Consider the following 12344-nt stretch of genomic DNA (forward strand, 5'->3'; position numbering starts at 1 on the left):
CTATTTACAAAATACCGAAAGTGTTCAGTTTTTTATCATTATGTCTGTTTTGATAAGTTTTTATTCTGTATGCATTTCTGCTGTTTTGTTTCTGGCGGCAAAATTGCGGATGGCGTTGTCGATGCTTCCGTACAGTGCGGTTGCGGTATCATCTGCGATTTCGCGATAATCTTCGCGCATGCCGTTTTTGATCCAGTCCAGCATGATCCCTACAAAGCTGTATTTATACAGATCTGCGATAAAAATTTTCTGTTCATCCGTGATGGGGATATCTTTTGATTTTTCTGTTACCACGCCCATAAGAAGATCGCAGGTAAGCTGGAACAGATAATTCTCGATCTGTTCCCGCCCCACGCAGCGGTATACATTTAAGATAAACGGCTTGTTTTCCATCACGGCATCAAAGATCTGCAGAAGCCCTTCATGCCATGTGGAAGAGGTTTTTTTGCCCTGAAGGGCAATTCTGGCATCTTCCAGACAGCACCACTCCACAAGATCATAGATATCTTTGAAATGATAGTAAAAAGTCATGCGGCTGATCCCGCAGTCCGTAGTCAGGTCGTTGATGGTGATCTTATCTAAAGGCTTCTTAAGAAGCAGATGTTTCAGGGATTCTTCCAGGGCAAGCTTGGTTGCGTTTGTCATGTCTTGCGGCCTCCTTTGGCAAGGTTATAGTTATTAATATAACATGAAAGTGCACAGAAAATCCATGTTAAACAGTGACTTTTCTGTGAAATTATGATAAACTGGATCTGGAATATTTTGCGGAACAGAACGGAGTGTACTATGAAGAAAAAATCAGTTTGTATCCTGCTGATCTTTGCTGCCGTGATAGTACTTACTTATGTGACAGGAGAATCCTATTACAGAGGAATCAGTGAAAAAGCAGGGTTGGATAAACAGGAAGAGAAAATATATAAATACCAGTACGACATGATCGTGGACAGCCCCGATTCCCAGTTCTGGCAGGCAGTATATGACAGTGCGAAGAAAAAAGCAGCTCAGAATAATGTACTGCTTGAGATCATGGGGCCGGACAGAGGAACATCCTATGATAAACTTGATTATATGAATATGAGCATTGCGGCCAAGGCGGATGGTATTATCCTGCAGTATAATGGAGAAGCCGGTCTGGAAGAAGCAATCAATACTGCAGTAAGAAACGGAATACCGGTGGTTACAGTCATGAGTGATGCGGTGCACAGCCGCCGCCAGAGCTTTGTGGGAGTCAGCGATTATCAGCTTGGCATGGCTTACGGGGAAATTGTTGCCAAATACGTGGATGAGAACACGAAGAAGATCCTGATCCTGCAGAAACGGGATATTGATGATATGAACGAAAGTCAGATATACACTCAGATCAGCAATGCGGTGAAGATGGCAGCTGGGTCTGAGGATATTGAGATCAAGGGAAGGAATCTTCTGTCAACAGGAACCTTTGAAACAGAGGAGGCAGTTACTGATATTTTTCAGCAGAAGCGGAATGTTCCGGATATCCTTGTGTGTATGGATGAGGAGACAACGGAGTGTGCAAGACAGGCAATTCTGGATTTCAACCTTGCAGGAAAAGTGAAGATCATTGGTTATTATACATCTGAGGATATTCTGGCGGCAGTTGAAAAAGGTGTTATTTCAGTTACCTGTGATGTGGACACGACCCAGCTGGGACAGTACAGTGTGGAGGCAGTTACCAGCTATATAGAAGATGGAAGAACCAATTCTTTCTACAACGTAGACATTAATTTTCTTGACAGAACAGCAGTGAAGAAGATGAGGAGGGAGGCAGTCACAGATGAAAAAGATCCGTTGGAGTGACTTTTCTCTTGTAAGCAAGATCATGATCGAGGTTGGCGTGCTGGCAGTTTTACTGTTCAGCATCAACATGTTGTTTTATGCGCGGATCAACAACTCCATGCAGGAGATGGATGATGTGTATGCCAGCAATGCCCAGATCACAGAGCTTGGGCAGGTTTTTGACGATGTGCAGGACAGTATGTACCAGTATCTGAAGTTAAAAAACTCTCAGGCACTGATGGATTATTATCAGAATGAGGCGAAATACAGGCAGGAGCTGGAGAAGTTAAATGAACGGAATATTGATGATTCCGTAAAACTTCTGGAGAAGAAGATACGTAAGATGTCGGAATCATATCTTTCCTGTACCGCAGGAACTGTAGCTGCCAAGAGAGGCAGGAATGTGGAGAAATATAAGCAGGAATATGATGAAAGTCTGGAGCTTTACAGTTATATCCAGAGTTCTATGGATGAGCTGAACAAGCAGCTTTTTAAAGAAAATTCCCAGACTTATGCAGCTCTCCGGGCGGTTATGAGATATCTGGAGATCAGTAATATGATGATCATGCTTCTGGTGGTGATCTGTGGAATGTTCCTTCTGATCATGGCAACAAGGGAGATGTTCCTGCCGCTGACTAATATGGCAGAAACTGCACAGCTGGTAGGTCAGGGGAATTTTAATGTAAAGATGCCCCAGCAGATTCCAGGGATGAGCTTGGAACGGTAACAAGAGCCTTTAATACCATGGTGGATAATCTTGGTCTTTACATTGCCAGGACAAAGGCCAGCATGGAAAAAGAACAGCAGATGATAGAGAGGGAGCTTTTGATGGAAACACATCTCAAGGAGGCACAGCTTAAGTATCTCCAGTCTCAGATCAACCCGCATTTCCTTTTTAATTCCCTGAATGCAGGAGTACAGCTTGCAATGATGGAGGATGCAGAAAAAACCAGTATCTTTGTGGAAAAGATGGCAGATTTTTTTCGCTACAATGTAAAGAAGGGTGAGGAAGATGCCACACTGGAGGAAGAACTGGAGGCTGTGGACAATTACATTTATATTCTGAATGTACGGTTTGCCGGGGACATCCATTTTTCAAAAAAAGTGGAATGTGATGTGGAAAATGTACGTGTTCCCAGTATGATCCTGCAGCCGGTTGTGGAAAACGCAGTCAATCATGGAATCCGGAATATAGATTGGGAAGGACATATTGATCTCAGTGTGGAGAAATGGAACGACCATATTGAGATCAGTGTTCGGGATAACGGACTGGGCATGACCGGAGAACAGATACAAAGAGTACTGTCAAAAAAAGTCCACAGCAGTTCAGGCGAGGGTGATTCCACGGGAATCGGAATGAATAATGTGATCAGCCGTCTGGAACTGTATTATGAGCGGGACGGATTAATGGAAATATACAGTGAAGGTGAAGGAATGGGAACAGAGGTAGTGATCAATATTCCTCTGGAGAGGAGCGAAAAAAATGTACAGAATCCTGATTGCTGATGATGAGGGGATCATGCTGGAATCCCTGAAAAATATTATAAGTTCCAACTATGGAAATGAATGTGAGATCCATACAGCCAAGACAGGCCGTGTGGTTGTGGAGGAGGCGGAGAAATATCCGCCGGATATCTGCTTTATGGACATTCAGATGCCGGGCTTAAGTGGGATCCAGGCAATCCGGGAAATTCAGAAATTTAACAGATCTGTGGTCTTTGTGATCATTACAGCCTATGATAAATTTAATTATGCCAAGGAAGCGGTAAATCTTGGAGTTATGGAATTTCTTACCAAGCCGGTAAACAAAAAGGTGATTCTGGAAATATGCTCCAAAGCTATGGAAAAGGTAGATTCCACAAGACAGAAGCGAAGCGATGATCTCCGTATCCGTGAAAAGCTGGAGACAGTTGTACCCATGATCGAGAGCGGATATATCAATAATATTCTTCTGCAGGATGATTTTCAGACATATCAGGATAATTACAGGGAGCTTCTGGATATCCGGGAAGAATATGGATATATGATCGTGGCTGAATTCGGGGATTCCACAGAAAATGGCGTTCTTACCAATGCGGTGGGGGCCAGTGTGAAGGCAAACAAATTTTATTCCACATTCCGGGAAATCGCTCAGGGATTTTTTGAATGTCTGGTAGGACCCATTATGGGAAACCGTATTGTACTGCTTGTTCCGCACCGTAATTCCAGGGAGTCCTATGAGGAACGTGTGGAGGTTGTAACAAGAACCAGAAACATGGTACATAAGCTGGAAAGCAGGATCGACAGTAAATTTCGCTGTGGTATCGGCCGGGTGAAGGAGATGGGAAGCACCATGAAAGAATCCTTCAAGGAGGCTATGATCGCACTTCGGGAAAGCACCAGCCATGTGATACATATTGAGGATGTTCCGGCTGCACAGAAATATGACGGCGAATATCCAAGAGATCTGGAACGTCGCTATGAAAAGCGGGTGATGGATAAGGATGTGGCAGGAGCTTTAAGCTGTGCCGAGGAATTTATCAGGTGGATGGAGAAGCAGCCGGGAGTAGATCTGGAGGACATGCGCATCAAGATCCTGGAGCTTGTGATGGGAGTGGAAAAAAAGGCCTTTTTTGCAGGTACCGTGAAATATGCGATCAGCTGCCGCAGAAATTATATTCATGAGATCCAGGAATATACAGATATAGAAGGAATGAAAAAATGGTTCCTGGGCAAAACATCAGAAATCTGCAGTAACATGGAAATTGCAAGGGAAAAAGAAGCGGTTTCTATTATCGAAAAAGCAAAGTCCTATATTCGGGACAATTACAAAAAAGATATTTCACTGGATGAGGTGTCACGGGAGGTGGATATCAGCCCTTATTATTTCAGCAAGCTTTTTAAGCAGGAGACCGGAGGAAATTTTATCGAGTATCTTACAGAAGTGCGGCTTCGGAATGCAAGAGAACTTCTCAAGGATTCAGGGCTTTCCATCAAGGAGATCTGTGCGGAATCCGGATACAGCGACCCCAATTATTTCAGCAGGATATTCAAAAAATACGAAGGCGTGACACCAAGTGAATTCAGAGAGAGGTTGAGGTAGACAATATGAGCGGGGGGAAAATGATCAGGAAGCTGTTGATCTTGCTGTGTCTGTTGACATTGATGCTGAATGGCTGTGCTTCCGAAAAAACAAAGCAGACAGCTGCACAGGAAAACGATACAGAGGAAGACAGTGGTGAAAAGAAAATTCAGATCGGTCTTACAGTGGATTCCTTTGTTATTGAGAGGTGGATTTGTGACAGGGATGCATTCGTGGCAACCGCAAGGGAATTGGGAGCGGAAGTGAATGTTCAGGATGCGGGAGCAGATACAAAAGAGCAGATCAGCCAGATCGACTATTTTATCAAGAAGCATATGGATGTGATCGTGATCATTGCCAGAGACTGCAAGGCATTATCTGAGGCTGTGGAGCGTGCCCACAATGTAGGGATCAGGGTGATCTCCTATGACCGTATGGTAAATGATGCGGATACAGACATGTATATTTCCTTTGATAACCGGAAAGTCGGAGAGGTCATGGCACAGTCCATGATGGAAGCGATCCCTGATGGCGGAAAGATTTTTATGGTCCAGGGATCTGCTTCAGATAACAATGTGGACATGGTAAAAGAGGGATTTGAAGACACTCTGAAAAACAGTGATCTGAAGGTGGTTTACGAAGCCAACTGTGAGGGCTGGGTCGCGGAGCTGGCAGCAGATTATGTGGAGGAGGCACTGGAAGAGTACCCCGATGTAAAGGGAATCATGTGTGGAAATGATGATATTGCCAGCCAGGTGATACAGGTTCTTGCGGAAAACCAGCTTGCCGGACAGGTGATCGTGGTAGGCCAGGATGGTGATCTGGCTGCATGTCAGCGTATTGTAGAAGGAACCCAGTACATGACAGCATTTAAATCTATCGAAGATCTGGCATGCCAGGCAGCTGAATATGCGGTGAAGATGGCAGAAGAGGGAAAGCTTCCGTCAGATGTGACAGATACCATGAACGATGGAAGCTACGATATCCCGGCGAAGGTGCTGGAACCGGTTGCCGTTACAAGGGATAATATTGATGAGGTGATCATTGACGGCGGTTTCCACAGAAGGGATGAAGTATATCTCAATACAGATTATGATACAGAGTAATGCAGAACAGATTGCATACCGGCATATATGTGGTGGTGAAATTCTGCAAGTAATGTGGCAGTGTAGCCATATGTGCAATAATACACAATTATGACAAAAATCAATAGCAGATTTTTGGTGCAAAAATGTCTTGCCTGATGCAGGGCATTTTTCTTTTGCAAAAAAATGTCTCTGTCATTGCCAACTATGTCCAGACAGTCCTGTGCTATAGTAACATCATCGAAGGAAACGTGATTCAAAAAACAAATAATGAAACGGAGGATTTTACAATGAAAAGAAAAATGGTATCTGCACTTCTTTGCGCAACAATGGTAGCTGGTATGGTGGTAGTTCCGACAGCAACAGCACAGGCAGCAGACAAGAAACTGATCGGTGTTACCATGCCGACCAAGGATCTCCAGAGATGGAACCAGGATGGCGAGAACATGAAGAAAGAGCTGGAGGCAGCAGGATATGAGGTAGACCTTCAGTATGCATCCAACGATGTAAGCACACAGGTTTCCCAGCTTGAGAACCAGGTAGCAAACGGATGTGACCTTCTGGTTGTGGCATCCATCGACGGAAGCAGCCTTGGCGAGCCACTGAAACAGGCCAAAGAAAAAGGAATTCCGGTTATCTCCTATGACCGTCTTCTTATGAATTCTGATGCAGTTTCCTATTATGCAACATTTGATAACTACAAAGTAGGTCAGAAACAGGGCGAGTACCTGGTAGACGCACTGGATCTTGATAATCAGGATGGACCGTTTAACATCGAGCTGTTCACAGGAGATCCTGGTGATAACAACTGTAACTTCTTCTTCGGTGGTGCAATGGATGTTCTCCAGAAATACATCGATGACGGTAAGCTGGTAGTAAAATCCGGACAGACAGAGTTCGAGCAGGTTGCTACCGCAAACTGGGATAGTGCAAAAGCACAGGACAGAATGGATACCATCATCGCAGGTAACTACTCTGACGGAACAAATCTTGACGCAGTTCTCTGCTCCAATGATTCCACGGCACTTGGTGTTGAGAATGCACTGGCAGCTTCCTACACAGGAGAATATCCGATCATCACCGGTCAGGACTGTGATACACCGAACGTTAAGAACCTTGTAGCTGGAAAACAGGCAATGTCTGTATTTAAAGATACAAGAGCTCTTGCTTCCGCAGTAGTAAAAATGGTTGACTCCATTATGAAAGGTGAGGAGCCGGAAGTTAATGATACCAAGTCCTATGACAATGGAACCGGTGTCATCCCGACATACCTTTGCGATCCGGTTGTTGTTACAACAGATAACTACAAAGAGATCCTGATCGACTCCGGATACTACACAGAGGATCAGATCAAATAATCAGAATTTTTAAGAAAGAAATTTATCACATGCAGGCGGGGAATATAACCGCCTGCATGAACAGTGGAAAGGGAGGGAAATTGAGTTGGCTAAGATACTTCTGGAAATGAAAAATATCACCAAAACTTTCCCAGGTGTAAAGGCACTGGATAATGTTAATCTCCAGGTCGAGGAAGGCGAGATCCACGCACTGGTAGGTGAAAACGGTGCCGGTAAATCTACATTGATGAATGTATTAAGTGGTATTTATCCGTACGGTTCGTATGAAGGAAATATTATTTATGATGGTGAGATCTGTAAGTTTAACACTATCAAAGACAGTGAACATAAAGGAATTGTAATCATCCACCAGGAACTTGCTCTGATCCCGTACATGACCATCGGGGAGAACATGTATCTGGGTAATGAAAGAGGCAAAAGCTTTTCCATCAACTGGAATGAAACTTATGGAGAAGCAGATAAATATTTGAAAATAGTAGGACTGGAGGAATCCTCCAGAACTTTGATCAAGGATATTGGTGTAGGTAAGCAGCAGTTGGTTGAGATCGCAAAGGCACTTGCAAAGAATGCAAAGCTGCTCATTCTGGATGAGCCTACCGCATCACTGAATGAAGATGACTCCAAAGCTCTTCTGGATCTTCTTCTGAAATTCAAGAAGCAGGGAATGACCTCTATCATCATTTCCCATAAATTAAATGAAATCTCCTATGTAGCAGATAAGATCACAGTTATCCGAGATGGATCTACCATTGAAACACTGGATAAAAAGAAAGACGATTTTTCTGAGCAGAGGATCATTCAGGGAATGGTTGGACGTGAGATGACAGATCGGTTCCCGAAACGTCCAAATGTAAAGATCGGCGATGTTTCCATGGAGATTAAAAACTGGAATGTTTATCATCCGCTGTATACAGAACGTAAGGTGGTAAATAACGTATCCTTTAAAGTACATAAAGGAGAGGTTGTCGGTATTTCAGGACTGATGGGAGCAGGACGTACAGAACTGGCTATGAGTATTTTTGGCAAGAGCTATGGAACTAAAATTTCTGGACAGGTGTTCATGAACGGAAAAGAAGTGAAGCTGAATACAGTTCAGGAAGCCATCGACAACAAGCTTGCTTATGTTACAGAGGATCGAAAAGGAAACGGGCTGATCCTTTCCAAGTCCATAAAGATGAACACTACGCTTGCAAACATGTCTGGTATCAGTAATGGAAAAGTGATCGATACGGATAAAGAATACGCAGTTGCTGAGGAATACAGGAAGAAACTGAAAACCAAGTGTCCGACAGTTGAGCAGAATGTCGGAAACCTGAGCGGTGGTAATCAGCAGAAGGTCCTTCTTGCAAAATGGATGTTTGCAGAGCCGGATATTCTGATCTTGGATGAACCTACAAGAGGTATTGACGTAGGAGCCAAATATGAAATCTACTGTATCATCAATGACCTGGTCGCAGCAGGAAAATCTGTGATCATGATCTCTTCTGAGCTTCCGGAAGTGCTTGGAATGTCAGACAGAATCTATATCATGAACGAGGGCAGATTCGTAGGAGAGGTAAGTGGTGAGGAAGCTACATCTGAGCTGATCATGTCCAGGATCGTGAAGTCAGGTAAAGGAGAGTAAGAAGATGGAGAAAAAGATTAGTTTTTCAGAAATATTAAAAAAATATACCATGGTCATTGTTCTGGTATTTGTTGTGATCATGTTTTCTGTGAACACAAAGGGCGTTATGCTTCTTCCGCAGAATGTAAATAACCTGGTAGCCCAGAATGCATATGTATTTATTCTTGCAACCGGTATGCTGTTCTGTATTTTAACAGGTGGTAACATCGATCTGTCAGTTGGTTCTGTTGTATGCTTTGTTGCTGCTGTCGGTGGTAAGATGATGGTTCTCAACAGTATGAACCCGTATCTCACTATGATCGTGATGCTTCTTGTGGGTATTGCCATTGGTGCATGGCAGGGATTCTGGATCGCTTATGTACGAATTCCTCCATTTATTGTTACTCTGGCAGGTATGCTTGCTTTTCGTGGCCTTTCCAACGTAGTTCTGGAAGGACAGACCCTGGCCCCGATGCCGGATGCTTATCTGGCTCTGTTCAATAACTATATTCCGGACTTCCTTGGTGGAGGTGAAGGATTTAACAGAACATGTTTCGTAGTTGGCATTATTGTCTGCATCGTCTATGTTGCACTTGTTATGAAAAACCGTGCAGACCGTGCAAAAAAAGGCTACAGTGTTGAGTCTTTCGGTGGTGTTGCAGTGAAGATGGTTCTGATCTGTGTAGTTGTTCTTGCATTCATGTTCAGACTTGCTCAGTACAAAGGTATCCCGAATTCTCTTCTCTGGGTTGCAGTGATCATCGCGATCTATACATACATTGCTTCCAAGACTACAACAGGCCGTTATTTCTACGCAGTTGGTGGTAATGAGAAGGCAACAAAGCTTTCCGGTATTGATACGAACAAAGTTTATTTCCTTGCTTACTTGAACATGGGTCTTCTGGCTGCTATCGCAGGTATGGTGACAATGGCCAGATTGAATTCTTCCAACCCGCAGGCTGGTACAAACTTTGAGATGGATGCGATCGGTGCTTGTTTTATTGGTGGTGCTTCTGCTTATGGTGGTACCGGTACAGTTCCTGGTGTTATCATTGGTGCACTTCTGATGGGTGTTCTGAATCTTGGTATGAGTATCATGGGTATTGACCAGAATATCCAGAAGGTTGTTAAAGGTATGGTTCTTCTGGCAGCGGTTATCTTCGATGTTGTCAGCAAGAGAAAATCTTTTATCGTAAAATAATAATAGTCAGCGAATCAGGACAGCAGGTTTTCGGAGTGATCCGGAACCTGCTGTTTTTGGGTGTATATACTGTTGTTTTATGTAAGGTTATTTTGTTACTGTTCACTGGTCAATGTCATTTAGTTAATTTTCAAGGTTAGATCTTATACATGAGGTCTAACCTCTTTTTTAGTTTTTCCCTAAATAGGGGTTGACACTTCAACTCAAATGTGCGGCCGCTCTCACTACTGATTGGTTTTTAGAAGTAGTGAGAGCGGCCCTTGTAGTTAAAGAAGCATCTGCACGATGCAAATACAACTACAAGGAGATTTTTTTATGCTACAAAACCAAATCAAAACCATATTTAAAAGGGCACTGAAAAAGTCTGATTCTAAAAAAGAATTGGGCTTTTTTGTGAAAATTTCGGTCGCCCGGCAAAGGAACCAGAAATGATGTTTAAACTGCTTTTCCTGAAAAAACTGTACGATCTTTCTGACGAAGCCCTGATTAGCAGCGCCCAGACGGACATGGCATATAAATTTTTCCTTGACCTGGAACCAGAAGCAAAAATGATAGATCCCAGTCTTCTCACAAAATTCAGAAAAACTCGTATTACAGAAGATATTCTGGAAGAAATGTTAAAAGAAACCATTCAACAGGCTTTGGATAAAAATCTGATCAAATCGGGAACCATTATCGTTGATTCCACCCATACAATTGCTTCTGTCTGGGCAAAATCTCCAACGCAGATTCTGCGGGATATGAGCAAACAACTTCGGAAAGAGGTTTATAAAACAGCTTTTGAATTATCAGAGCGATTTCCTGAGAAACCCTCTTTGGAAGCAGGACTGGATGAAGAAATTGCCTATACTAGGGAACTACTCCAGGTTCTGGAGGAAGGAATAAAATCCTGTGGAAATAAAAAGATACAGAAACTTTCTCATGAAATGAAAGAACTACTAGAAGATGAGCGGCTCAAAGAGATCCGATCCAAAGATGATAAAGATGCACGGTTTGGACATAAAACGGCAACCAGTACGTTCTATGGATATAAGAATCATCTTGCGATGACTGAAGAACGTCTCATTGCGGGGATCACTGTAACAGATGGAGGAGCACCAGATGGGCAGGAATTACCAAAACTGATAGAAAACGCGAAGGAAAATGGAATAAAAGTTACAGAAGTTATAGGCGATATGGCATATGTCAGTGATGACAATCTGGAAGTCTGCGGAAAAGAGATTACATTGATTGCCAGAACCAATACAGCAGTAGCTGCTGCAGCAAACGGGAACCTTGAGGAAGGTTTCTGCTTTAATAAAGATGCTGGGATGCTGCAGTGTCCTGCCGGAGAGCTTTCCACGCGTGTAGAAAAAAGAACGGCAAAAAATGGGAATACTTATTTAAGATATATATTTAGCAAAGTAACGTGTCGGAAATGTCCCCAAAGAGAAAAATGCCGTGTAGGAAGATCAAACGCTAAAACAAGAAGCTACAGTATCACGCAAGCAAGCGAGAAAAATCTTGAAAGGCTTAAATTTGAAGAAAGCGAATATTTTCAGGAGCGAATGAAGATTCGGCACAGGATAGAAGAAAAGAATGGAGAACTAAAGGAAGCTCACGGTTTGCGTAAAGCAGATTCGAGAGGTTTATTTGCTATGCATCTGCAAATGTATTTTACGGCATTTACAGCAAATGTAAAACGAATAGTAAGATTAGATGAGCTGGCTATGGAGTAAACCATAGCTTTTTATGATTTTCCTAAGTAAAGATTTGAAAATAATATAAAAGAAAAACTTCCACTTAAGAAGAAATGGAAGTTTTTCAGTGCCCTTCAAATACAAGGGGTGTGGCACTTTTATCTGCATACACGAAACATAGTAATGTTTTATCTCCGCTTACTTTTTTTCTGAATTCCTTTCATTTTCCGTTTTGTTATGAATTGATAGTCTGTTCTGAATCCACAGGTTTCGTGGAGATCGTCAGTGATTTTCTGACGTTCATATACCGGCATGAAACCCTGTTCTTCTACATCTGCAAATTTTATGTCTTTTAAAATATGGAGCAATTGTTCTGTAGTATAAGTTCCTTTCAAAGCGCGGTTTAATAACCGGATTTGTATAGGACTGAGTGATATAAAAGGACTCGGAATTTTTTGATTTTGATGTTGTTATACGCACAATAATTACCGCTTCCACTGTTATAGTACATATCACTAAATATTACTATATAATAAAAATAAAAATTTGACAAAAAAATAAGC

The 12344-nt window shown here is 42.6% G+C and carries 9 protein-coding genes and 2 pseudogenes; 9 read left to right on the forward strand and 2 right to left on the reverse strand.

Features of this window, described 5'->3' with window-relative positions; translation table 11 throughout:
* Positions 1–60: 60 nt before the first annotated feature.
* The gene (locus EYS05_RS09730; protein WP_015526040.1) at positions 61–645 is read right to left on the reverse strand and encodes a TetR/AcrR family transcriptional regulator; all 585 of its coding nucleotides are present in this window, start codon (positions 643–645) and stop codon (positions 61–63) included.
* 141 nt (positions 646–786) lie between these two features.
* On the opposite strand from EYS05_RS09730, the gene EYS05_RS09735 reads away from it, so the two are divergent.
* From EYS05_RS09735 to EYS05_RS09770, 9 genes and pseudogenes are all read left to right on the forward strand, one after another.
* Positions 787–1815 (forward strand): sugar ABC transporter substrate-binding protein, encoded by a 1029-nt coding sequence (locus EYS05_RS09735; protein WP_015526039.1) that lies wholly within the window; start codon positions 787–789, stop codon positions 1813–1815.
* On the forward strand, positions 1793–2521 hold the full coding sequence (locus EYS05_RS18195) for a hypothetical protein (protein ID WP_330575420.1): 729 nt from the start codon (positions 1793–1795) through the stop codon (positions 2519–2521). The genes EYS05_RS09735 and EYS05_RS18195 overlap by 23 nt, the downstream gene beginning before the upstream one ends.
* 17 nt (positions 2522–2538) lie before the next feature.
* Positions 2539–3300 carry a histidine kinase gene (locus EYS05_RS18200; RefSeq protein ID WP_330575421.1) on the forward strand — a complete coding sequence of 254 codons (762 nt, stop codon included), beginning with the start codon at positions 2539–2541 and terminating at the stop codon, positions 3298–3300.
* Positions 3278–4876, forward strand: coding sequence for a response regulator transcription factor (locus tag EYS05_RS09745; protein ID WP_138277090.1), 1599 nt, complete (start codon positions 3278–3280; stop codon positions 4874–4876). Before EYS05_RS18200 ends, EYS05_RS09745 begins: the two co-directional genes overlap by 23 nt.
* Before the next feature lie 5 nt (positions 4877–4881).
* Complete coding sequence (locus tag EYS05_RS09750) at positions 4882–5961, forward strand: sugar ABC transporter substrate-binding protein (protein ID WP_243119082.1); 1080 nt, start codon at positions 4882–4884, stop codon at positions 5959–5961.
* Between the two features lie 308 nt (positions 5962–6269).
* Positions 6270–7298, forward strand: coding sequence for a multiple monosaccharide ABC transporter substrate-binding protein (gene chvE / locus EYS05_RS09755; RefSeq protein WP_243119302.1), 1029 nt, complete (start codon positions 6270–6272; stop codon positions 7296–7298).
* A gap of 85 nt (positions 7299–7383) precedes the next feature.
* Positions 7384–8922, forward strand: coding sequence for a multiple monosaccharide ABC transporter ATP-binding protein (gene mmsA / locus EYS05_RS09760; RefSeq protein ID WP_044960730.1), 1539 nt, complete (start codon positions 7384–7386; stop codon positions 8920–8922).
* A gap of 4 nt (positions 8923–8926) precedes the next feature.
* The gene (gene mmsB, locus EYS05_RS09765) at positions 8927–10102 is read left to right on the forward strand and encodes a multiple monosaccharide ABC transporter permease (protein WP_092070224.1); all 1176 of its coding nucleotides are present in this window, start codon (positions 8927–8929) and stop codon (positions 10100–10102) included.
* A gap of 389 nt (positions 10103–10491) precedes the next feature.
* Positions 10492–11820, forward strand: a pseudogene (locus tag EYS05_RS09770) (IS1182 family transposase); the annotation flags it as partial.
* Between the two features lie 149 nt (positions 11821–11969).
* Here EYS05_RS09770 and EYS05_RS18205 read toward each other — a convergent pair.
* Positions 11970–12197: pseudogene (locus tag EYS05_RS18205) on the reverse strand (IS1634 family transposase); the annotation flags it as partial.
* Positions 12198–12344 lie beyond the last annotated feature (147 nt).

It is taken from the genome of Blautia sp. SC05B48 (assembly GCF_005848555.1).
In the GTDB taxonomy this organism is placed as follows: domain Bacteria; phylum Bacillota; class Clostridia; order Lachnospirales; family Lachnospiraceae; genus Blautia_A.

Bases quoted from the DNA above. Each gene is read 5' to 3' on its own strand.
- EYS05_RS18195 (WP_330575420.1), top strand. From the start codon at position 1,793: ATGAAAAAGATCCGTTGGAGTGACTTTTCTCTTGTAAGCAAGATCATG.
- mmsB (WP_092070224.1), top strand. From the start codon at position 8,927: ATGGAGAAAAAGATTAGTTTTTCAGAAATATTAAAAAAATATACCATG.
- EYS05_RS09750 (WP_243119082.1), top strand. From the start codon at position 4,882: ATGAGCGGGGGGAAAATGATCAGGAAGCTGTTGATCTTGCTGTGTCTG.
- chvE (WP_243119302.1), top strand. From the start codon at position 6,270: ATGGTAGCTGGTATGGTGGTAGTTCCGACAGCAACAGCACAGGCAGCA.
- EYS05_RS09730 (WP_015526040.1), bottom strand. From the start codon at position 645: ATGACAAACGCAACCAAGCTTGCCCTGGAAGAATCCCTGAAACATCTG.
- EYS05_RS09745 (WP_138277090.1), top strand. From the start codon at position 3,278: ATGTACAGAATCCTGATTGCTGATGATGAGGGGATCATGCTGGAATCC.
- EYS05_RS18200 (WP_330575421.1), top strand. From the start codon at position 2,539: ATGGTGGATAATCTTGGTCTTTACATTGCCAGGACAAAGGCCAGCATG.
- EYS05_RS09735 (WP_015526039.1), top strand. From the start codon at position 787: ATGAAGAAAAAATCAGTTTGTATCCTGCTGATCTTTGCTGCCGTGATA.